The following is a 20,269-nucleotide window of genomic DNA, read 5'->3' as shown; positions in this document are numbered from 1 at the left end:
GGAGGTGCTTGGCATGCCTGCGCACCATCTCAACGCTGCCGTGTGGAAGAAAAGCAGTCGCAGCAACGGAAACGGCGGCAACAACTGTGTCGAGGTCGCATTCCTCGACACAGTCGTTGCCGTTCGCGACAGCAAGAACCCTACGGGTCCAGCTCTCATCTTCAACCCGTCAAACTGGACTGAGTTTGTCAACTCAGCCAAGAGCGGCGAGTTTGATCTGAACACGTGAGAGAATACCGATCGGTGCGTGACGATGGGAAGTAGTGAATCAAAATCAACTTCCACCGATGCATGATCCGTTTCAAGATAGTGAAACGACTGTCAGCGGCTTTCGGATTGCGTGCCATCGGATCCGTGCGGTAGTGAAGTTCGGGGCGCCCGGCCGGGCGCCCCGAACCAGCTTTCCGGCCCCTGGGCAGGCAATTCTCGGCACACCGGGGGTATTCACCGGGCCATATACGGGGTGTACGCTCAGGAGTTAACCGATAACCCAGCGTAAAGGGGTCTCCCGTTGCGCACCATATCTCCCCATTCTCCGGAAGCCGATCCGGAGGCCGGAACACCCGGCACCCCTCCCCTGCCCGGGGTGCCACTGCTCGAGATGAGGGCCGCGCGCATCGTCGCCGCCCTTGACGAATTCCGAAACGCATTTCCCCAGGTGCGGCCCTTCTATGCCACGAAATGCAATACCGACCCCGGTGTCCTGCGGGTGCTGCACCGGGCGGGATCGCGTTTCGAGGTCGCATCCATCGAAGAAATCAAGATTCTCAGAACCCTCGGAGTGCGCGGACAGGATCTGATCTTCAGTAATCCGGTACGCGCGCGCGAACAGACCAGGCAGGCGGCCCGCACCGGGGTGTACCGGTTCGCGGTCGACTCCCGGGAGGAACTGCACCGGGTGGCCGAGGAGGCGCCGGGCAGCTGCGTGTACGCCCGGCTCGCCACCGGCGCCGCGGCCAGCGTGGTGCCGAGCGAGGGCAAGTTCGGCGTGGACGCCCGCGGCGCGATCGACCTGCTCGTCCGCGCCCGCGACCTCGGGCTGGTCCCGTACGGGATCACGTTCCACATCGGCTCGCAGTCGCTGCGGCCGTCCGCGCTCGAGGCGCCGCTGGCGGACGTGTACACCGTGCTGTCGAGACTGATCAGCGCGGGCATCCGCCTCCAGATGGTCGACCTCGGCGGCGGCTTCCCCGCGTCCTACGACCGGCCGGTGCCCGCGCTGGCGGTGTTCGGGCGCGCCGCGGCGGCCGGTATCGCCCAGCTGCCGTACCCGGTGGAGGTCTTCGCCGAGCCGGGCCGCTGCATCGTCGCCGAGGCCGGCACGTTCCGGTGCCGGGTGATCGGTATCGCGCAGCGGCCCTCTGGCCACTGGGTACACACCGACCTCGGCGTCTTCAACGGGATGATGGAGGTCCTCGAGTCGGGCGGCGGCCTGCGCTATCCGATCTGGGACAACCGCGGCTCGGCCGACCGGCGCCGGTTCCACGTGACCGGGCCGACCTGTGACGGCCAGGACACGTACGCCCGGGACGTGCCGCTCTCCGCGGACCTGCGCGAGGGCGACGAGGTGCACATCGGCTCGGCCGGCGCGTACACGACGGTCTACGCCTCCCGCTTCAACGGATTCGCCCAGCCGCAGGTCCGGGTGATCTGAGGACCGATCCTGGCAGGCGGCCGGGCCGCGGCACCGGTCCGGTACCGCCAGGACACAGTGGTGGGTGTCAGGGAATCGTCGCCGTTCCCTGACACCCACCACGACCCCCCGCGCCTACTTGTAGGGGTTGTCCATGTAGGACGAGGTGACGCACTTGACGCCGGTCTCACAGATCTCGATGGCGATGTCCATGATCCCGTTGTCGTCCCGGTAGAACAGGGTTGCTCCAGGCGACCGGCTTGCTGCCCTTGCAGCTCTTGTCGTAGTGCCACGGTCCCTTGTACGTGTAGACCTTGTTGCTCGCCGGGCTGTAGCCGTGCGCCTTGATCCGGATCCTGGCGGTGTGCTTCTTCTTGTCGCACCGGGTGTCCCGGACCGATAGCTTCACCCCGGCGCCCGTGGGGCTCGGGCCGCCCCAGGCGATGGTCCCGCTACCGCAGGCTCCGGGGAAGCAGACGTCCCGGCGCGAGGTCGCCGCGGCGTCGGCCGTGCCGGCCAACCCGAGCACCGTGAGCGCGGTGATGCCGAGACTCATCGCGGCACCCCTGGCCATCGTGAGCATGTTCGTCTCCCCTCCCGTTGCGCCGCCGCGATGTGTTCGCGAGGCGTGCCGCAAAGCCTGGCAGCGGCGGGCGGGCCGGTCGTCAGACCGGCGCGGCATCTTGCCGGTAAACCCCGGGCGCACCACGCCGCGTGATACCGGCAATCAATCGACAGACATCGGTGACCGGCGCGGTACCCGCACGGCCCGCTACCGCCCCGGGTGGAGATCCGCCTACCGCGCTGGTTCGAACGGGGGGTGGCGGCGCTATCGGGAGAGGCCGTCGGCGATCAGCCGCAGGGTGGAGCGGCGCAGGCCCCTCGGCATCCGGGCGGCGTGCCGGCGGGCGGGATCGATCTCCGACAGCCGGGCGCGCAAGGGCGCGGGCACCCAGGGCCCGCCCGTGTAGAGCAGGCCGCCCGCTACCGGCTCCGCGGCGAGGTGCGGCCCGGCGAGCCGGGCGTAGGCCCCGCCGAGCCAGCACCAGCTCGGCGGCTCCGGCGGCAACCCCGACCAGTCGCCCATCGGGGCGAGATAGGGCTCCCCACCGCCGTCGGCCGAGGCGGACACGTACACCGTGCCGGGGTGGGTCAGTGCGAGCGCGAATCGGAGCAGGTGGTCGTCGCCGGGGTGCGACGCCGCGTGCAGGGAGTGCACGGCGATCGGGCCATGGCGTCGCGCCGGCGCGGCGGCGAGCGTCGCGTCGTGCACCGGCGGGGTGCCGGCCAGCAGCAGGATCGAGTCCGCGCTCGCGTGTGCCCGCGCGAGCGCCTCGGTGCCGCCCCGGTCGAACCGGCCGCGCAGCGGTTCCGTGTCTCCGAACCGGCGCGGCACCGCCTCCGGAAGGTGCGCCCGGGCGGCGCCGAGCCAGCGGGCGACGATGTCCGGCGAGCGGTCCCGCCGCTCGTACCACCGCACCAGCACGCCGGCCGGGCTCACCGCTATGCGATGCCGTTCGCGGTGCAGAACGCGGCGTAGGCGCCGGTGCAGACGGTCCGCCGGCTGACGAAGCCGTCGGCGATCACCTTGCCGACGTCCTTCTTGAAGATCGCCGTCGGCTTCAGCAGCACCGCGTCCACGTAGCCGCCCGACTCCGGGTCCTTGACCCGGCTGTCGGCGTCGGTGGCCCGCTCGCCCCGGAACAGGCTGATCGCGAGCTTGGCCGCCGCGTCGGCCTCCTTCTTGATCGGCTTGTAGACCGTCATGCACTGGTCGCCGGCGAGGATGTTCTGGAGGCCCTGCGTCTCGGCGTCCTGGCCGGTGACCGGGATCGTGCCGTTCACGCGCTCGCGCTTGAGCACGGTGATGGCGGCGTTGCCGAGGCCGTCGTTGGCGGCGAGAACGCCGTCGATCTTGCCCTCGGTCTGCGACCACATCTGCTCGAAGATGAACCGGCCGTCGTCGTTGTTCCAGCGGGGAACCGACTGCTCCGGGCCCTTGAGGTAGGTGCCCTCGTCGTACTTCGCCTGGAGGATCTCGTCGTAGCCCTCCCGGAAGAGGGTCGCGTTGTTGTCCGTGGGAGCGCCGTTGAGGTAGACGATGCGCGGGTTCTGGACGCCCTTGGCCTTCAGGCACTTGACCAGGCCCTGGCCCTGCAACCGGCCGACCTCGACGTTGTCGAAGCTGACGTGGTAGTCCGCGCCGCCGTTGAGGGTGAGCCGGTCGTAGTCGATGGTCTTGACGCCGGCGGCCTTCGCCTTCTCGAGCACGGCCCGGCCGCTCACCGAGTCCAGGCTCACGATCATCAAGACCTTGGCGCCGCCGGCGATCATCTCGTCGGCGATCTTGGCGAAGTTCGCCACGTCACCCTGCGCGTTGCGGATGTCGACGGGCACGTCGGCGGCCTCGAAGGCGGCCTTGAGCAGCTTCGGATCGTCACTGCCCCAGCGCTGCGACGTCGTGGTGTCCGGCAGGATCACGCCGACCTTGCCCACGCCGCCGGAGGCGGTGGCGGCATCGTCGTCGTCGCAGCCGGCCAGGCCACCCAGGGTCAGCAGACCCGCCGTGGCGACCGCCACCAGCTTCCTACGCATACCGTTTCTCCTCCCGCGACAAAGCCGGGCCAGGGTAACAGCCGGTAAACGCCACCGGAATCCGTGGTGACCAAAATCCCAGCGACCCTGAATTGCCTGGTCGCGGGCCCGGCCAGCGGCGAAACGACAGCGGCACGGCCACGAAACCTACAATTCCTGTCGGATGAGTAGGATGGCGCGATGACCTCGCTGTCCGAGTCGGCCGCGGAGCGCCTCGTCGCCGACACCGCATTCGCACCCGGTATGCCCGGCTTCGTCGGGCTCGCCGTCGACCTGCTCCTCGACGAGCCCGTCCCGTCGGCCGACCCGGGCGGGACGCCGGGTGAGCGCCGGCCGCTGCGGCACGGCTTCCTGACCGCCCGGTCGGCACGGATCGTGACGGTCAGCGGGCCGCCCTCGCCCGGTATCGAGTCGAGCGCCGCGCGGATGACCGAGGACCTGCGGATGTCGCTGCCGCTGATCGGTGCGTCCGCGCCGGACGAGGCCGCCGGTGCGGCCGAACCGGGGACAGCGGGCATCCGGGTCGGGCTCGAGGCCGGCGTCGACGGCGCCGGGCCGTACGGGCTGGGCCGGCGGTGGCAGCTCGCGCACGCGGTCGCGCCGGTGCTGGCCGCGGCGTTCGCCAACGCCCCGCTGCGGCACGGCCGGCCGACCGGCTGGCGCAGCGTCCGCCAGGCCCTGCGCCGCGACCTGCCGTCCGCGCCGCCCGGCGCCGACCCGCGGGCCGCCTGGACGGCACTGGTGCTGGACTCGCCCAGCGGCGGGCACACGTTCCGGGAGTTGACCCGCCGCGCGCCGGCCGACCGGCCGGGCGCCGCGGACCTCGACCGGCACCTCGCGGCGCTGCGGCCGCCGGTCGCCGCCCGGGGACACCTGGAGATCGACGTCGCCGACCGCCAGCCCGGCGACGGCTGGCTGGTGCCGCTCGCGGTCACCGCGGCGCTGCTGGACGACGCGTACGCGGCCGCCGAGGCGGAGCACGCGACCCGGCCGCTGGCCGGCACGCCACGGCTCTGGGAGCGGGCCGCCCGCGACGCGCTGACCGACCCGGAGCTGGCGGCCGCCGCGCGGGAATGCTTCGTCGCCGCGTACGGGGCGCTGGCCCGCCAGGGCGTCTCCCGGGAGATCCGCGACGCGGTCGCCGCCTTCACCGAGCGGTACGTGCTGCGCGGCCGCTGCCCGGCCGACGACGTGCTGGACCGGGTGACCCGGGCCACGGTCATAGAAGCCCACGTTGAATAGGGCTCAATGGTAGGTTCGTACCTTTATGTCGGACCGGCCCACAGCTCAGGAGCCTCGTGAAGATCCTCGACGAAGTGTCGCGCACGCTCAATGAATTCCTGCTCGTCCCGAGCCTCACCACCGCCGCCTGCACCCCGGACAACATCGACCTGAGCGCGCCGCTGGTGCGCCACCGGGTCGGCGAGACCTCCCCGATCCGCATCGCCACCCCGCTGACCAGCGCGATCATGGGCGCGGTCTCCTCGCCGCGGCTCGCCATCGCCCTGGCACAGTGCGGCGGGCTCAGCTTCGTGCACCAGAACCAGCCGTACGCGGAGCAGGCCGCCATGGTCGAGGCGGTCAAGCGGCACAAGGCCGGCTTCCGCTTCTCCGACATCAACATCAAGCCGTCGGCCACCCTCGGCGAGGTGTCGGCGCTGCTGGAGTCCGCCGAGCGCGACGTCGCCGTGGTCACCGACGACGGCAGCCCGCACGGCCTGTTCGTCGGCCTCATCTCCACGGACGACTTCCATCCGCGGCGCCACGGCCTCGACGACTCCGTCGCCTCCCGGATGCGCGCCGCCGCGGACCTGGTGACCGCGCCGCCGAGCGTGACCCTGTCCGAGGCGAACACGCTGATCTGGGACCACCGGCTGGACGTGCTGCCCGTGGTCGACGCCGCCGGCCTGCTGCACTCGATCGTGCTGCGCCGCGACTACGAGCTGCACAAGCGCTTCCGCAACGAGTCGATCGACGCGGACAAGCGCTTCCGGGTCGGCGCCGGGGTGAACACCCACGACTACCGCGAGCGGATCCCCGCGCTCGTCGAGGCCGGCGCGGACCTGCTGTGCATCGACTCGTCCGACGGGTACTCGGTGTGGCAGGCGGAGACGCTCGGTTTCGTCCGCGAGAACTACGGCGACGACGTGCGGATCGGCGCCGGCAACGTCGTCGACGGCCGCGGCTTCCGCTACCTGGCCGAGGCCGGGGCCGACTTCGTCAAGGTGGGCATCGGCGGCGGCTCGATCTGCACCACCCGCGAGCAGAAGGGCATCGGGCGCGGGCAGGCCTCCGCCCTGATCGACGTGGCGGCCGAGCGCGACGCGTACGCCCGGGAGACCGGCGTCTATGTGCCGCTGTGCTGCGACGGCGGCCTGCTCACCGACTCGCACATGGCGATCGCGTTCGCCCTCGGCGCGGACTTCGTCATGCTGGGCCGCTACTTCGCCCGCTTCGACGAGAGCCCGTCGCCGCTGGTGCACCTCGGCGGCCAGTTCCTCAAGGAGTACTGGGGCGAGGGCTCGAGCCGGGCACGCAACGTGTCGCGGTACGAGCACGGCGGCGGCAGCCGGCTCACCTTCGAGGAGGGCGTCGACGGCTACGTCCCGTACGCGGGCAGCCTCTACGACAACGTCGACCTGACCATCGCCAAGCTCAAGGCGACGATGATCAGCTGTGGCGCGACGGACCTGCGCGGCTTCCACGACGGCGCGGTCCTGGTGCCGGTGTCGCAGCAGAGCTTCCTGCAGAACAGCGCCGAGATCCGCCTGCGCTGAGCGCCCGGCGTGCGGGTCACGGCACCGGGGCCCGCACACCGTCGGCGACCTGACCGGTCACCGTGAACCGGCGCAGCGCCGGGGTGGTGACCGCGATCAGGCCGATCGCCGCCGCGGCCAGCAGGCCGCCGCCGGCCAGCGACGCCGCGCTGGAGCTCGTCGCCGCGACCAGGCCCGCGCGCAGGTTTCCCAGCTGCGGGCCGGCCGACCCGACGATGTGCTCCAGCGACGAGACCCGCCCGCGGTATCCTGGCGGCGTCGAGGTCTGCACGACCGTGCCCCGGGAGACGACCGCCCAGGTGTCGGCGGCGCCGGCCACCGCCAGCAGGAGCAGCACGACCGGCAGGTGGCCGCTGAGCCCGACCAGCGCCAGCGCCAGCGACCAGACCGTGCCGCAGGCGAGCAGCACAGTGCCCGGGTGGCGGCGGTGCGTGGCGAGGCCGGACAGCACCGAGGCCAGCACGCCGCCGACCGCGACGGCGGCGGAGAACAGGCCGAGTACCTCCGGCCGGCCGCCGAACCGCTCCTCGTTGATCACCGGGAACAGCGCGAACGGCATAGCCAGCATGGTCGCCGCCAGGTCGGCGAGGAACGCGCCCCGCACCTCCGGCGTACGCGCGGCGAAGCGGAAGCCGTCGGCGACCGCCGCCGCGCCGGGGCGGCCCTGCGCGACCGGCAGGCCGCGGGGCAGCCCGGCGATGCCGATCAGGGCGAAGCCGAAGGTCGCCGCGTCGAGCGCGAAGCACCAGGCCGTACCCCAGCCGGCGGTGACCAGACCGGCCGCGACCGGGCCGAGCAGCAGCGAGAGCTGGAACGACAGGTGGTTGAGCGCGAGGCCGGCGGCGAGCCGCTCGCCGGCGAGCAGCGCCGGGATGAACGTGTGCCGGGCGGGGCCGCCGAGCGCCGCCAGCCCCGACCCGGCGCCGGCGAGGACCAGCATGAGCGGCACGCCGCCGGCGTCGGTCGCGGCGACGCCGGCCATCGCCGCGCTGACCGCGATCTGGCCCCACGCGCAGCCGAGCGCCAGCCGCCGCCGGTCGACGTGGTCGGCGAACGCGCTGCCGGCCAGGGCGAGCACGATCAGCGGCACGGCGGTGACGAGCCCGGCGAGGCCGACCATTGCGGGGTTGTGGGTGCGGTCCCAGACGTAGAAGGTGACCGCGAAGGCGCCGAGCTGCCCGCCGAAGCCCGACGCGGTCGTGCCGAGCCAGAGCCGGCGGAAGACGGGGTTCTCCCGCAGCGGGCGCAGGTCGACGACCGCGCTCACGGCAACCGCCCGGGCAGATTGTCGCGCAGCCGCTGGGCGAACGGGCGGGTGGCGAGCGCGGCGCGCACGTCGGCGACGGCACGCATCAGCGGGTACACCAGCTCGGCGTCGAGCGCGCGGACGGTCGCCTCGGTCGCGCGCCACTCGGCCTCCAGGAACAGGACGAGCTCCCGGGACCGCGCGGTGAGCCGCACCCGGCGGGTCCGGCCGTCGGTGCCGTCGGCGCGCTCCACCAGCCCGGCCTTGCGCATCGCGGCGGCGGTCTGGCTCATCGCCGAGTGGGTCACCCGGCGCGCGTCGGCGAGCTCCTGGATGGTGAGCGGCCCCCGCCGGCCGAGCTCGATGAGCGGCCCGACGAACCGGGTGCGGACCCCCTCGATCCCGGCCTCGGCGTAGAGGCCGGCGATGTCCTGGTCCATCTCTGCGAGCAGCCGGAACAGGTCGCCGTAGTAGCTGCTGTCGAGCAGGTCGGGTTCCGTCATGACGCTAATATAACAGCGCTTATATAAATCCGGTGGGACCTAGGATGCGGCGATGGGACAACTCGACCTGCGACGGCTGCGGCTGCTGCGGGAGCTGCGCGACCGCGGCACGGTGACCGCGGTCGGCGCCGCGCTGCACATGACCTCGTCGGCGGTCTCGCAGCAGCTGGCGCTGCTGGCCAGGGACGTCGGCGCGCCGCTGCTCGAGCCGCACGGCCGGCGGGTCCGGCTCACCGACGCGGCCCGGCTGCTGCTGCGCCACGCGGACCTGCTCTTCGCGCAGCTCGAGGTCGCGCAGACCGAGCTGGACGCGTACGTCTCCGGCGCCGCGGCGACGGTCCGGCTGGACTGCTTCGCCACCTCCGTCGCCGCGCTCGCGGTGCCCGCGATGCGGCGGGTGGCGCTGGACGCGCCGCAGCTCACCCTGCGGCTGCGCGAGGCCGACACCGAGGAGGCCCTCGACCGGCTCGTGCGCGACGAGACCGACGTCGTGGTCGGGCTCGATGGGGAGGTACGCGTGGACGACGCGCGCTTCACCCGTACGCCGTTGCTGGTCGACCCGCTCGACGTGGTGCTGCCGTCCGGGCATCCCCGGGCGGCCGCCGCGGACCTGCGGCTCGCGGACCTGGCCGGCGAGCCGTGGATCGTGCCGCCCGCCGGCCTGTGCCGCGACATCGCCGTACGGGAATGCGCCCTCGCCGGTTTCACGCCGCGGACCGCGCACACGGCCGACAGCTACGTCTCGGTCTTCGCCCTGGTCCGGGCCGGCCACGGCGTCGCGCTGGTACCGCGGATGTGCGCCGCCGACCGGGAGCCGGGCCTGACCGTGCGGACGCCCCGGGCGCAGCAGCCGAGCCGCCAGGTGTCGCTCTTCGTCCGCGCGGCCGGCGACCGGGCGCCGCACATGCGCCTGGTCGCGGAGGCGCTCCGCGAGGCCGCGGACGAGCTGGAGAAATCTTTCAGTTTCGCTTAACGGTAGTGTCCGGAAACTCCTGGTGGACGCCGGAAGGCGGCTCTCCGAGGATCGAAACATGAAGTCACGCTTCCTGATTCTCGCGCTCCTCTGGGGCAGCAGCTTCACCCTGATCAAGGAGGCCCTGGCCGGTCTCGCCCCCGCGCAACTGGTGCTGGCGCGGCTGGCCCTCGGCGCGGCCGTCCTGCTCGCCGTGGCCGCCGCGCGCCGCGCCGTCCTGCCGCGCGACCTCGCGGTGTACGGGCACCTGGCCGCGGCCGCGCTCTTCGGCAACGTGATCCCGTTCCTGCTGCTCTCCTACGGCGAGCGCAGCGCAGGCGCGGGCATCGCCGGCGTGCTCGTCGGCGCGACCCCGCTGCTCACGCTGACGGTCGCGGCGTTCGCCCTGGCCGAGGAGCGCGCCACCGCCCGCAAGCTCGCCGGGCTGCTGGCCGGCTTCGCCGGCCTTGTCGTGGTCGTCGCGCCCTGGCACGGCGCGGGCGGATCGGCCGCCGGCGAGCTGGCATGCTTCGGCGCCGCGGTCAGCTACGCGCTCGGCTTCGTCTACGTGCGGCGCTTCCTGTCGCCGCGCCACCTGGCCCCGATCGCGCTCGCGGCCGGCCAGGTCTCGGCGGCGGTGGTACTCCAGGCGGCCGTGAGCCCGTTCCTGGAGTGGGGTCCGGTCACCGTGACGCCGCGGATCGTGGCAAGCGTCGTGCTGCTCGGCGTCCTGAGCACCGGCCTGGCCTACGTGCTCTACTTCCGGCTCATCGCCGAGGTCGGCGCGACGACGGCCTCGGCGGTCAACTACGTCGTGCCGATCGCGGCGGTCCTGGTCGGCGCCGCGTTCCTGGGCGAGCGGATCACCTGGAACGTGGTCGCCGGCGGGCTGATCGTGCTGCTGGGCATGGGCTACGCGGAGAACCGGCTGCGCCGCCCGGCGGGCGGGGTCAGTCCCGCGTGGACGGTGCGGCCGCGCCGCCGGACGGCGCCGGAACCAGCCGGTCGAGAGCCGCGATGATCCGGGCGGCCGGGGTGGGCGGCGCCGCCTCCGGGCGGACGCTCGCGTAGCGGACCGTTCCCGTGCGGTCGGCCACCACCACGGCCGGGTAGGGCAGCACGGCGCGGCCGGTGCCCAGCACCTCGCTCGCCTCCGGGCCGCGGTAGCCGATCCCGAACGCGTCGATCAGGATGTGCCGGGGGTCCGACGCCACCAGGTAGCCGAGATCGAGCCGGTGCTTGAGCGGTGCCAGCAGGTCCGGGCGCTGCGGGCTCACCGCGACCAGGTGAGCGCCCGCGGAAGTGCAGGGCGGCAGCAGGGTGCGCTGGTAGCCGGCCAGCAGGTCGTCGCAGGACGCCGGACCCGCGTACGGGAAGAAGACCAGCACGATCGGCCCGGTGCGCAGCATCAGGTCCAGGTGGATCGGGCCGAGGTCCACCTCGATCAGGGGCATCGCCGGGACGCGGCCGCCGGGAGCGATCATCCGGCTCCAGACCGCGTCCATCTCGAACTGGCGCCGGAAGGCGGTCTCCTCCGCGCCCCGCAGGCGCACCGGTGTCGTCATGTGCGCCACCATACCTACCGAATTAATAGGCATTGTGGCGCGCAGGTAAACGCTCCGGGCCAATATCCTACTCAGCAGACGGGGATAGTATGCGGTTCCCCGCACCCCCGCGACAGGAGCCGATGCCATGACCGTCACCGATGAACTGCTGGCCAACGCCGAGCGTTACGCCGCCGGCTTCGACAAGGGCGCGCTGCCGCTGCCGCCCGCCCGTCAGGTCGCCGTGGTCGCCTGCATGGACGCCCGGCTCAACCCGTACGGGCTGCTCGGGCTCGCCGAGGGCGACGCGCACGTGATCCGCAACGCGGGCGGCGTCATCACCGCGGACCAGCTGCGCAGCCTGGCGATCAGCCAGCGGCTGCTCGGCACCACCGAGATCATCCTGATCCACCACACCGACTGCGGGATGCTGACCTTCACCGACGACGACTTCAAGGAGAGCATCCGGCAGGAGGTCGGCATCCGGCCGCCGTGGGCGGCGGAGGCCTTCCCCGACCTGGACGAGGACGTACGGCAGTCGGTGCGCCGCGTGCTCGAGGACCCGTTCATCCCGGTGAAGGGCTCGGTCCGGGGCTTCGTCTACGAGGTCGAGACCGGCAGGCTGCGCGAGGTCAAATGAGCCGCTCCCCCGTAGCCCCACCGAGGGCTACGGGGGTACCGGTTGCTCAGAACGCGGCCAGCACCGAGCCCTGGTACTTGTCCTCGATGAACTTCTTCACCTCGGCGGAGTGCAGCAGCTTCTCCAGCTTGACCACCCGGGCGTCGCCCTCGTCGCCGGCGCGGACCACGACCAGGTTCGCGTACGGGTTGTCCTGGCCGGCCTCGAGCGCGAGCGCGTCCTTGGCCGGGCTCAGGCCGGTCTCGATCGCGTAGTTCCCGTTGATCACCGACACCGCGGTGTCCTCGAGGCTGCGCGGCAGCTGGGCGGCCTCGAGCGCCTTGAACTCGAGGTTCTTCGGGTTGGTCGCGATGTCCTTCTCGGTCGCCTTGACGCCGACGCCGTCCTTGAGCGTGATGAGCCCGTTCTTCGCGAGCAGGTTCAGCGCCCGGCCGGAGTTGGACGGGTCGTTGGGGATGGCGACCACGCCGCCGGCCGGCACCTCGGCGAGCGTCTTGACCTTCTTGGAGTAGATGCCGAGCGGCTCGATGTGCACCGGCTTGAGCGCGGTGAACTTGTAGCCCTTCGCCGCGACCTCCTCCTCCAGGTAGGGGATGTGCTGGAAGTAGTTGGCGTCGATCTGCTTCTCCGCAAGCGCGACATTGGGCTGGATGTAGTCGTTGAACTCGACGACGTCGAGCTTGAGGCCCTCGGCCGCGGCCAGGTTGTCCTTGATGTAGTTCAGGATCTCGGCGTGCGGTACCGGGCTGACGCCCACCTTCAGGGTGTCGTCCGCGGCGGATCCGGAGTCGCCGCACGCCGCCAGGGCGAGGACGAGGCCGGTGGCGGCGAGGGCGGCGACGATCGGGCGGCGGCGCATGAGTGGTGCCTTTCGGTAGGGGTTATCGGTGGGACAGGCGCCGGACGACGAGGTCGCCCAGCGTCTGGATGGCTTGCACGAACACGACGAGGAGCACCACTGTCGCGATCATGACCTCGGTCTCGAAGCGCTGGTAGCCGTACCGGATGGCGAGGTCTCCGAGGCCGCCGCCGCCGACGACGCCGGCCATGGCGGAGTAGCCGACGAGCGCGACGACGGTGATGGTGAGGCCGGCGACCAGGCCCGGGCGGGCCTCGCGGAGCAGGACCTTGCCGACGATCTGACGCCGGGACGCGCCCATGGCGACCGCGGCCGAGACGACGTCGCCGGGTACCTCGCGGATCGCCGTCTCGACGATGCGGGCGTAGAACGGGATGGCGCCGATGGTCAGCGGCACGATCGCCGCGGTGGTGCCGATGGTGGTGCCGACCACCGCGCGGGTGAACGGGATGACCGCGACCAGCAGGATGATGAACGGCAGCGACCGTCCGACGTTGACGATCAGGCCGAGCAGCGCGTTGAGCGGCGGCGCGGCGAGCAGCCCGCCGCGGTCGGTCAGCACCAGCAGGATGCCGAGCAGCAGGCCGCCGACGGCGGTGAGCAGGGCGGCGCAGCCGACCATCCAGGCCGTCTCCCGCAGCCCGGCCCAGAGCAGTTCGCTCAATTCCGGCCAGGTCACGCGGCCACCTCCGCCAGGGCGCCCCGCTCGCGCAGATGCCGCAGCGCCGGGGCGTTGTCGTCCGCGCTGCCGGGCAGCGCGATCCGCAGGCGCCCGGCGCGGGTCGCCGCGAGGCTCTGCACGGCGCCGTCGAGAATGCGCACGTCGAGGTCGAGGGCCCGGGCGAGCCCGGCCAGGATCGGCTCGTCGGCCGCCTCGCCGCTGACCGTGACGTCGACGACCGTCTCACCTGGCCGGTGCGGCGCCGGTGGCAGCGGGAAGAGCCCGCGGGCGAGCTCCGAACCGGGGCGGCGCAGCAGGTCGGCGACCTGCCCGGACTCGGCGAAGCGGCCGTCGCGCATGACCGCCGCCGAGTGGCAGATCCGCCTGACCACGTCCATCTCGTGGGTGATCAGCAGGATGGTCAGGCCGAGCCGCCGGTTCAGGTCGAGCAGCAGGTCGAGGATCGAGCCGGTGGTCTCCGGGTCGAGGGCGGAGGTCGCCTCGTCGGAGAGCAGGACCTGCGGCCCGGCGGCGAGCGCGCGGGCGATGCCGACGCGCTGCTTCTGGCCGCCGGAGAGCTGCGCCGGGTACGCGGCGGCGCGCTGCTCGAGCCCGACGAGCTCGAGCAGCTCCGCCACCCGGCGGGCCCGGTCGGCGCGCGGCATGCCGGTCACCTCGAGCGGCAACGCCACGTTGCCGGCGGCCGTGCGCGAGGAGAGCAGCGCGAAGTGCTGGTGCACCATGCCGACCCGGCGCCGGGCCGCGCGCAGCGGCCGCTCGCGCAGCGCCGTCAGCTCGAGGCCGTCGACGACGACCGTTCCCGCGTCGGGCCGCTCCAGCAGGTTGACGCAGCGCAGCAGCGTGCTCTTGCCGGCGCCGCTCTGGCCCAGCACACCGAAGATCTCGCCCTGCCGGACGCCGAGGTCGACGCCGTCGACGGCGACGACGTCGCGGCGCCGCGAGCGGTAGGTCTTGCGGAGATCCTCGATCTGAATCACGGATGCTCTCTCGAATCCTATAAAGCCGATAGGTATGCGAGGGGGAAAGCTAGTCCGTCGACACGGCCCGGACCAACCGGCTGTAACGATCATCACCGGCCTGTGCGGCCACACCGGCCGGAGCTGCTACGGTGCTCACCAGGTCATGAGTGCCAGCGTACAGCCCCGGCTTGCTGGCCGGCAACCCTTGTGTTCGCGATGGGGTGCTCCGGGTGAGGACCGGGCCGGCGTCGACAACGACGCGGGCAAGCGCGGGCCCCGTGGGGTCCCCGACCTCGCGGAGGCGCACGCCATGTCCCTGTTGCCGCAGCACACCGAGCTCGACGTCATCGGCGCCGGGCTCACCGTCCGGCTACCGGGCGGGGACACCGTCCCGTTCGCCCACCTCGACTACGCCGCGTCGGCACCCTGCGTCCGCGCCGCGGCCGACGCCGTCGAGGGCCTGCTGCCCTGGTACGGCAGCGTCCACCGCGGCGCGGGCGTCCGCTCCCGGACCTCGACGCTGGAGTACGAGCGCGCCCGCGACATCGTCGCGGGCTTCGTCGGCGCGCGGCCGGGCGACGCGGTGGTCTTCACCCGCAACACCACCGACGCGCTCAACCTGCTCGCCAGGTGCCTGCCGGCGGACGTCACCACGATCGTCTTCGACGGCGAGCACCACGCGAACCTGCTGCCCTGGCCGGCGACGCTGCGGCTGGCGACGCCGTCGAGCCCGGACGCGGCCGTCGAGGCCCTGGACCGGGCGCTGCGCTCGCTGCGCGGCCCGGCACTGCTCGCCGTCACCGGCGCGAGCAACGTGACCGGGGAGGTCTGGCCGGTCCGGCGCCTCGCCGACGTCGCGCACCGCCACGGTGCCCGCGTCGTCGTCGACGCCGCGCAACTGGCGCCGCACTCCCCCGTCGACCTCGCCGAGCTCGGCGCCGACTATCTGGCGCTGTCCGGCCACAAGCTCTACGCGCCGTTCGGCGCGGGCGTGCTGGCGGGCCGCGCCGACTGGCTGGACACGGCCGCGCCCTACCTGCGCGGCGGCGGCGCCAGCGCGTCCGTCGGCGACGACGCCGTCACGTGGGCCACCGGCCCGGCCCGGCACGAGGGCGGCACGCCGAACCTGCTCGGCGCGGTCTCCCTGGCGGCGGTCTGCGCGGCGCTGGGCCGGGCCGACCGGGCCGCGCTGCACGAGCGGGAGCAGAGCCTGCTGGCCCGGCTGCGCGACGGCCTGGCCGGGGTGCCCGGCGTCGCCGAGGTCAGCGCGTTCGGCGCCGCGCAGCCGCGGGTGGGAATCGTGTCGCTCGCGCTGCCCGGCGGCGACGCCGCGGAGGTCGCCGACCGGCTCGCCGACGAGCACGGCATCGGGGTGCGGGCCGGCCAGTTCTGCGCGCACCCGCTCGCACGCCGGCTCACCGGCGCCGCCGGCGTGACCGGCTGCGACACCGCGACGGCGGCCCTGCTGCGGGTCAGCTTCGGGCTGGGCACCACCGACGGCGACATCGACCGGTTCGTCGCCGCCATCGGCGCGCTGACCTCCGGCGCCGCCGGACGGCAGCTGGTCGGGGTGCGCGCCGGCCGGTGAGGTCAGGCGGGCGAGCCGAGCGGCGCGATAGCCTCCGTGACGACCCGCTGTGCCTGCTCGCAGGCCTGCGGGAGCACGTCGGCGGGCACCGCGTGGCTCAGCGCGTAGCCCTGCGCGAAGTCGCAGCTCATCTCGCGCAGCCGCAGCAGGGCCTGCACGTCCTCGACGCCCTCGGCGACAACGGACAGGCCGAGGTTGTGGCCCAGGTCGATCGCGCTGCGGACCATCACCGCGTCCGGTGTGCCCGTCGTCAGGTCGCGGACGAAGGTGCGGTCGATCTTCAGCTCGTCGGCCGGCACCCGGCGCAGCTGGGCCAGGGAGCTGAAGCCCGTGCCGAAGTCGTCCACCGACACGCTCACGCCGTGCTCGCGGACCTCGTGCAGTGCGCGCACCGCCCGATCCGGGTCGGCCATGATGCTGGTCTCGGTGAGCTCCAGGCGCAGCAGCTTCGGCGGCAGACCGGCCTCGTCAACGGTGCTCAGCACCCGGGCCACGAAGCCCGGGTCGATCAGGCAGCCCGGCGACACGTTCACCGAGACGCTGTGGCGCCGCCCGTCGCACAGCCAGCCGGCCGCCTGGCGCACGGCCACACCGAGCAGGTGGTAGGTGAGGCGCACCTCCAGGCCGCTGCTCTCCGCGATCGGCAGGAACGTGCCGGGCATCAGCAGGCCGCGCGCCGGGTGCTGCCAGCGGACCAGCGCCTCCACCGAGGTGACGGCGCCGTCGCTCAGGCGTACCTGTGGCTGGTAGTAGAGCCGCAGCTGACCGCCCGGGTCGCCGGTCTCGAGCAGGGCCCGCAGGTCCGCGAAGAGCTGCATCCGGTCCGGGGTCTCGGCGTCCGCGGCGGAGTCGTAGACGGCGACGCCGCCGCCGTTGCCCTTCGCCCGGTACATCGCCGCGTCCGCGTGCCGGAACAGCTCGTCGCCGGTGCCGTGCATCGGACCGAGCGCGATGCCGAGGCTGCCGCTGATCGCCGCCGGGCCCTCGTCCAGCACGAAGTCGCGGCGCAGCGCGGCGACCAGCACCTCGGCGAGCTCGGTCGCCGCGGCGGCGCCCGTCACCCGCGGCAGCAGGACCGCGAACTCGTCGCCGCCGAGCCGGGCCACGACGCCGTCGCCGCCGACCCCGGCGGCCAGCCGCCGCCCGGACTCGACGAGTACCCGGTCGCCGGCGTGGTGGCCCATGGTGTCGTTGACGGCCTTGAAGCCGTTGAGGTCGACGACCATGAGGGCGACCTGCCGGTCACCGGCCGCCTCGGCGTCGTCCAGCGCCTCCTGCATCCGCTGGGTGAACAGCGTGCGGTTCGGCAGGCCGGTCAGCGGGTCGTGCAGGGCCTGGTGCCGGCTCACCGCGGCCTGGTCGACCAGCCGGCGCTGGTGGCCCAGGACCAGCCGCAGGATCATGCCGACCAGGATGAGGCCGAGGCCGAAGCCGAGGCAGGTGCCGATCAGCAGCTGCCCCTGCGTCCTGCGCAGCGCCGCGACCTGAAGTTGCGCGGCGTCGTGGTAGGCGCGCGCCACCATGTCGACGTCGTCCTGGAGGGTGTAGAAGGCCGGCGTCACCTCGAGCCGGTCGAGCTGGATGTGGTCGGGGTCGCTGTCGGCGATCAGCAGGATCAGCCGCTCGGCGAGCTCCTGGTAGGCGAGCTGCTCCTGGTGCAGCCGCACCGCGTCGCGCCGGGCCTGGCCGTCGTCGCCGGCGGCGATCTGCGTGAGTGTGTCGTTGGCCGTGCGCACGACCTGGTCGAAGCGCTGCTTCACGGCGACCGACGGCTCCACCTGGTAGTGCCGCAGGTTCACCTCCTGCATCGCGATCGCGATCCGGGCCTCGGCGAAGAGCGAGTCCACCACCAGGGCGTGGCTCTGCTGCTCGGTCGCGCGGGTGGTGTGCACGGTGCCCTGGATCACGTACGCGGCCAGCGCCAGCAGCACGCCGGCAAGGGCAGCGGTCGTCGCCACGCTGCGTCCCCGAATGCGCCTGATCACGGCCCTCAAGTTCGGCAGGCAACGGCAAGGGTGTAGGCGAATGGGCTCAAGTGGCTGCACCCGGTACCGATGAGAGCAGCGAGCGAGAAGGGCGGGTGCTCCATGCGCAGCCGACAGTTGCTTTCCACTGCCGCGGTGGCAGTCGTACTGGCCGCCCTGACCGGGTGCGGTGGCGCGGGGCAGGCCGACGACCCGGCCGCGGCCGCGCCGGAGGTCATCCGCCTCGGCACCCTCGTGCCCCTCAGCGGGCGCAACAGCCCCTCCGGCAAGGCCATGGTCGCCGCGGCGCAGCTCGCGGTCGACGAGGCCAACGCGGCCGGCGGCGTGCTGGGCCGGCAGATCGAGCTGGTCGTCGAGGACGACGCCTGCGACCCGGGCACCGCGGTCACCGCCGCCCGTACCCTGATCGACAAGGGCATCGCGGTCTCGGTCGGCGGCTATTGCAGCAGCGCGACCCTGCCCACCCTGAAGTCCTTCCGGGCGGCGCGGGTGCCGATGGTCGTGGCGCAGTCCAACTCGACGGACCTGATCACGCCGAAGTACGACAACGTCTTCCTGGTCTGCGGCACGGTCGGGGCCGAGGCCGACTTCGCCGTCGAGTGGATGAAGCGGTCCGGCGCCGAGCGGCTGGCGGTCGTGCACGACGGCACCAGCTTCCCGATCACCCTGGCGCAGTCGACCGTCGCCGCGGCGAAGCGCGCCGGCCTCACCGCGGTCAGCGAGCCGGCCCTGAGCCAGGGCGCGCCGAGCTACGCCCGGACCGCGAGGTCGGTGATCGCCGACCGGGCCGACATCGTCTACTACACCGGCTACTACGCCGAGGCCGCCCAGCTGATCAAGGACCTGCGCGCGCAGGGCTTCCGGGGCAAGATCGTCGTCGGTGACGGCGCGACGGACGGCCCGCTGCTCGAGGACCTCACCCGGGCGGAGAGCAAGGAGGTGTACGGCACCGCGATGCTCTACCCGGAGTTCATGCCGGAGCTGGCGCAGTGGTCGGCCCGCTACCTCGCCGCGGTCGGCAACTCGCCCGGCCCCTCGACGGTCGAGCCGTACGACGCCGTGAACGTGGCGCTGGACGCGATCAAACGGGCCGGCAGCCTCGACCCCGAGGCGATCCGCAAGGCGATCAGCACCACGGACATGCCGTCGCTGTCCGGCCGGATGAGCTTCAACGCCGACGGCACCCGCAAGACGGCGAAGTTCCTGCTGCTCAAGGCCGACGGCGAAGGGTTCCGGCTGGAGCCGTCCGCCCGCTAGGCGGTCAGCCCGGACATGGCGCGGTACGACCGGGCCGCGAACTCCAGGGACCGCGCCGGGTCCGCCGCGCCGCCCGGCGCGGTGTCCTGCTCCCAGTTCGGGTGCCGGAAGTCCGGGTCGCCGACGGCGGCGAAGAACGACCGGAAGTCGATGTCCCCCTCGCCGAGCGGGGTCATCACGTGCCCGTCGGCCCGCGTGTCGTCGCGGGCACCGTCCTTGACGTGGAAGAGCGGGAACCGCCGGCTGTTCGCGGCGACGGTCTGGATCGGGTCGAACAGGCCGGTGCGCGCGACGCCGCCGGCGTCGACGTAGCGCCGGTACCTGAACCGGGCCACATACGCCCAGTAGACGTCCAGCTCGAAGAAGACGTAGCGCGGATCGGCCCGGCCGAAGAAGTACTCCAGCCGCCGCGTGCCCGAGGACCGGGTCGGCCGGCCGGCGGCGTCCGGCGGGCCCGCGTCGAGCAGGAACGCGTACGAGCCGGCGTGGTTGTGGGTGTACAGCCGCAGGCCCCGGGTGTGTGCCCGGCGGCCGAGCTCGTTCCAGACGTCGGCCGCCGCGTCCCAGTCCGCCGGGTACGGCGAGCCGGTCGGGTCGCGGCCGGTGCCGATGTTGGGCATGCCCAGCGTCTGCGCGATGTCCAGCTGCCGCTCGAAGGTCCCCGGGTCGATCCGGATGTGCGCGCCGTTGGCGGCCAGCCCGTTGTCATCGAGGATCCGGCGGATCTCCGCGGGCGTGATCTGCCGGCCGAGGATCTCGGTGCTCTGGTCGTAGCCGAAGAACTCGACCTCGCGGTAGCCGAGCTCGGCGACCCGGGCCAGCACCCGCGCGAAGCCGTACGGCACCCCGCTGTCGTCGGGCGCGGCGGCGATCCGGTCCCGCACGCTGTACAGCATGATGCCGCGGCGCCGGGCCGGGATGAGCGGCTCGGCGGCCGTGGGGGCGTCGCCGCGCAGCGCGTTCACGCCGACCACGCCGAGGGCGGCCGCCGACGCCGCCAGGATGCCGCGCCGGGTCAGCCTGCGCCGGGTGGCCGGGTCCATCGACCC

The 20,269-nt window shown here is 72.9% G+C and carries 20 protein-coding genes and 1 riboswitch; of the genes, 9 read left to right on the top strand and 11 right to left on the bottom strand.

Translation table 11 applies throughout. The annotated features are described in order from the left end of the window. Positions 1-13: 13 nt before the first annotated feature. Together BJ971_RS16315 and BJ971_RS16310 are read left to right on the top strand one after the other, a co-directional pair. Positions 14-229 carry a DUF397 domain-containing protein gene (locus BJ971_RS16315; protein ID WP_184994005.1) on the top strand — a complete coding sequence of 72 codons (216 nt, stop codon included), beginning with the start codon at positions 14-16 and terminating at the stop codon, positions 227-229. Positions 230-601: 372 nt separating this feature from the next. Then, positions 602-1,654, top strand: a complete 1,053-nt coding sequence (locus BJ971_RS16310; protein ID WP_239087204.1) for a type III PLP-dependent enzyme — start codon at positions 602-604, stop codon at positions 1,652-1,654. Between the two features lie 166 nt (positions 1,655-1,820). Here BJ971_RS16310 and BJ971_RS16305 read toward each other — a convergent pair whose 3' ends face one another. The 3 genes from BJ971_RS16305 to BJ971_RS16295 all read right to left on the bottom strand — a co-directional run bounded on the left by BJ971_RS16305 (position 1,821) and on the right by BJ971_RS16295 (position 4,228). Continuing rightward, entirely contained in the window at positions 1,821-2,189 is a 369-nt protein-coding gene (locus BJ971_RS16305; RefSeq protein ID WP_184994001.1) for a hypothetical protein, read from the bottom strand. Between the two features lie 273 nt (positions 2,190-2,462). Then, complete coding sequence (locus BJ971_RS16300; protein ID WP_184993999.1) at positions 2,463-3,134, bottom strand: hypothetical protein; 672 nt, start codon at positions 3,132-3,134, stop codon at positions 2,463-2,465. Positions 3,135-3,136: 2 nt separating this feature from the next. Further along, positions 3,137-4,228, bottom strand: coding sequence for a sugar ABC transporter substrate-binding protein (locus BJ971_RS16295; protein WP_184993997.1), 1,092 nt, complete (start codon positions 4,226-4,228; stop codon positions 3,137-3,139). Between the two features lie 180 nt (positions 4,229-4,408). Between BJ971_RS16295 and BJ971_RS16290 the strand changes: the two genes are divergently transcribed. Together BJ971_RS16290 and BJ971_RS16285 are read left to right on the top strand one after the other, a co-directional pair. Continuing rightward, a complete protein-coding gene (locus tag BJ971_RS16290; protein ID WP_184993995.1) occupies positions 4,409-5,470 on the top strand; it encodes a glutamate-cysteine ligase family protein in 1,062 nt (353 codons plus the stop codon). A 56-nt stretch (positions 5,471-5,526) separates the two neighbouring features. Then, entirely contained in the window at positions 5,527-7,005 is a 1,479-nt protein-coding gene (locus BJ971_RS16285) for an IMP dehydrogenase (RefSeq protein ID WP_184993993.1), read from the top strand. 16 nt (positions 7,006-7,021) lie between these two features. Here the strand turns inward: BJ971_RS16285 and BJ971_RS16280 are convergent, their stop codons facing one another. Further along, positions 7,022-8,272 carry an MFS transporter gene (locus BJ971_RS16280; RefSeq protein WP_184993991.1) on the bottom strand — a complete coding sequence of 417 codons (1,251 nt, stop codon included), beginning with the start codon at positions 8,270-8,272 and terminating at the stop codon, positions 7,022-7,024. After that, positions 8,269-8,754: a MarR family winged helix-turn-helix transcriptional regulator gene (locus BJ971_RS16275; RefSeq protein WP_184993989.1), complete on the bottom strand. Its 486-nt coding sequence runs from the start codon at positions 8,752-8,754 to the stop codon at positions 8,269-8,271. Before BJ971_RS16275 ends, BJ971_RS16280 begins: the two co-directional genes overlap by 4 nt. A 52-nt stretch (positions 8,755-8,806) precedes the next feature. On the opposite strand from BJ971_RS16275, the gene BJ971_RS16270 reads away from it, so the two are divergent. Both BJ971_RS16270 and BJ971_RS16265 read left to right on the top strand, forming a co-directional pair. Further along, positions 8,807-9,727: a LysR family transcriptional regulator gene (locus BJ971_RS16270; RefSeq protein WP_184993987.1), complete on the top strand. Its 921-nt coding sequence runs from the start codon at positions 8,807-8,809 to the stop codon at positions 9,725-9,727. A 58-nt stretch (positions 9,728-9,785) separates the two neighbouring features. Beyond that, entirely contained in the window at positions 9,786-10,727 is a 942-nt protein-coding gene (locus BJ971_RS16265) for a DMT family transporter (protein ID WP_184993985.1), read from the top strand. Here BJ971_RS16265 and BJ971_RS16260 read toward each other — a convergent pair. Then, positions 10,657-11,271 (bottom strand): redoxin domain-containing protein, encoded by a 615-nt coding sequence (locus BJ971_RS16260; protein WP_184993983.1) that lies wholly within the window; start codon positions 11,269-11,271, stop codon positions 10,657-10,659. The two genes, BJ971_RS16265 and BJ971_RS16260, sit on opposite strands and share 71 nt — an antisense overlap. 127 nt (positions 11,272-11,398) lie before the next feature. On the opposite strand from BJ971_RS16260, the gene BJ971_RS16255 reads away from it, so the two are divergent. Beyond that, a complete protein-coding gene (locus tag BJ971_RS16255; RefSeq protein ID WP_184993981.1) occupies positions 11,399-11,890 on the top strand; it encodes a beta-class carbonic anhydrase in 492 nt (163 codons plus the stop codon). A 46-nt stretch (positions 11,891-11,936) separates the two neighbouring features. Here the strand turns inward: BJ971_RS16255 and BJ971_RS16250 are convergent, their stop codons facing one another. Genes BJ971_RS16250 through BJ971_RS41305 form a run of 3 tightly spaced genes read right to left on the bottom strand, consistent with a single transcriptional unit; the run spans position 11,937 to position 14,408 of the window. After that, positions 11,937-12,749: a MetQ/NlpA family ABC transporter substrate-binding protein gene (locus BJ971_RS16250; RefSeq protein WP_184993979.1), complete on the bottom strand. Its 813-nt coding sequence runs from the start codon at positions 12,747-12,749 to the stop codon at positions 11,937-11,939. 22 nt (positions 12,750-12,771) lie between these two features. Continuing rightward, a complete protein-coding gene (locus BJ971_RS16245; RefSeq protein WP_184993977.1) occupies positions 12,772-13,428 on the bottom strand; it encodes a methionine ABC transporter permease in 657 nt (218 codons plus the stop codon). Continuing rightward, positions 13,425-14,408: a methionine ABC transporter ATP-binding protein gene (locus tag BJ971_RS41305; RefSeq protein WP_184993975.1), complete on the bottom strand. Its 984-nt coding sequence runs from the start codon at positions 14,406-14,408 to the stop codon at positions 13,425-13,427. The genes BJ971_RS16245 and BJ971_RS41305 overlap by 4 nt, the downstream gene beginning before the upstream one ends. 141 nt (positions 14,409-14,549) lie before the next feature. Beyond that, positions 14,550-14,666: riboswitch (SAM riboswitch) on the top strand. Between the two features lie 34 nt (positions 14,667-14,700). Here BJ971_RS41305 and BJ971_RS16235 point away from each other — a divergent pair. Further along, positions 14,701-15,978: an aminotransferase class V-fold PLP-dependent enzyme gene (locus BJ971_RS16235; protein WP_184993973.1), complete on the top strand. Its 1,278-nt coding sequence runs from the start codon at positions 14,701-14,703 to the stop codon at positions 15,976-15,978. Positions 15,979-15,980: 2 nt separating this feature from the next. Here BJ971_RS16235 and BJ971_RS16230 read toward each other — a convergent pair whose 3' ends face one another. Further along, positions 15,981-17,936, bottom strand: coding sequence for a putative bifunctional diguanylate cyclase/phosphodiesterase (locus BJ971_RS16230; protein WP_184993971.1), 1,956 nt, complete (start codon positions 17,934-17,936; stop codon positions 15,981-15,983). A 162-nt stretch (positions 17,937-18,098) separates the two neighbouring features. Here BJ971_RS16230 and BJ971_RS16225 point away from each other — a divergent pair, with 162 nt between their 5' ends. Beyond that, on the top strand, positions 18,099-19,220 hold the full coding sequence (locus BJ971_RS16225) for a branched-chain amino acid ABC transporter substrate-binding protein (RefSeq protein ID WP_184993970.1): 1,122 nt from the start codon (positions 18,099-18,101) through the stop codon (positions 19,218-19,220). On the opposite strand, the gene BJ971_RS16220 is transcribed toward BJ971_RS16225, so the two are convergent. After that, complete coding sequence (locus BJ971_RS16220; RefSeq protein ID WP_184993968.1) at positions 19,217-20,263, bottom strand: sugar phosphate isomerase/epimerase family protein; 1,047 nt, start codon at positions 20,261-20,263, stop codon at positions 19,217-19,219. The genes BJ971_RS16225 and BJ971_RS16220 overlap by 4 nt on opposite strands. Positions 20,264-20,269: the final 6 nt, after the last annotated feature.

Origin of the sequence: Amorphoplanes digitatis, assembly GCF_014205335.1 — a bacterium.
Taxonomy (GTDB): Bacteria; Actinomycetota; Actinomycetes; order Mycobacteriales; family Micromonosporaceae; genus Actinoplanes; species Actinoplanes digitatus.
The sequence above is the reverse complement of the archived record's forward strand: the minus strand, read 5'-3'. Positions and strand labels throughout refer to the sequence as shown.

Bases quoted from the DNA above. Each gene is read 5' to 3' on its own strand.
- BJ971_RS16250 (WP_184993979.1), bottom strand. From the start codon at position 12,749: ATGCGCCGCCGCCCGATCGTCGCCGCCCTCGCCGCCACCGGCCTCGTC.
- BJ971_RS16305 (WP_184994001.1), bottom strand. From the start codon at position 2,189: ATGAGTCTCGGCATCACCGCGCTCACGGTGCTCGGGTTGGCCGGCACG.
- BJ971_RS16270 (WP_184993987.1), top strand. From the start codon at position 8,807: ATGGGACAACTCGACCTGCGACGGCTGCGGCTGCTGCGGGAGCTGCGC.
- BJ971_RS16290 (WP_184993995.1), top strand. From the start codon at position 4,409: ATGACCTCGCTGTCCGAGTCGGCCGCGGAGCGCCTCGTCGCCGACACC.
- BJ971_RS16315 (WP_184994005.1), top strand. From the start codon at position 14: ATGCCTGCGCACCATCTCAACGCTGCCGTGTGGAAGAAAAGCAGTCGC.
- BJ971_RS16265 (WP_184993985.1), top strand. From the start codon at position 9,786: ATGAAGTCACGCTTCCTGATTCTCGCGCTCCTCTGGGGCAGCAGCTTC.
- BJ971_RS16260 (WP_184993983.1), bottom strand. From the start codon at position 11,271: ATGACGACACCGGTGCGCCTGCGGGGCGCGGAGGAGACCGCCTTCCGG.
- BJ971_RS16310 (WP_239087204.1), top strand. From the start codon at position 602: ATGAGGGCCGCGCGCATCGTCGCCGCCCTTGACGAATTCCGAAACGCA.
- BJ971_RS16220 (WP_184993968.1), bottom strand. From the start codon at position 20,263: ATGGACCCGGCCACCCGGCGCAGGCTGACCCGGCGCGGCATCCTGGCG.
- BJ971_RS16295 (WP_184993997.1), bottom strand. From the start codon at position 4,228: ATGCGTAGGAAGCTGGTGGCGGTCGCCACGGCGGGTCTGCTGACCCTG.
- BJ971_RS16275 (WP_184993989.1), bottom strand. From the start codon at position 8,754: ATGACGGAACCCGACCTGCTCGACAGCAGCTACTACGGCGACCTGTTC.
- BJ971_RS16235 (WP_184993973.1), top strand. From the start codon at position 14,701: ATGTCCCTGTTGCCGCAGCACACCGAGCTCGACGTCATCGGCGCCGGG.
- BJ971_RS16255 (WP_184993981.1), top strand. From the start codon at position 11,399: ATGACCGTCACCGATGAACTGCTGGCCAACGCCGAGCGTTACGCCGCC.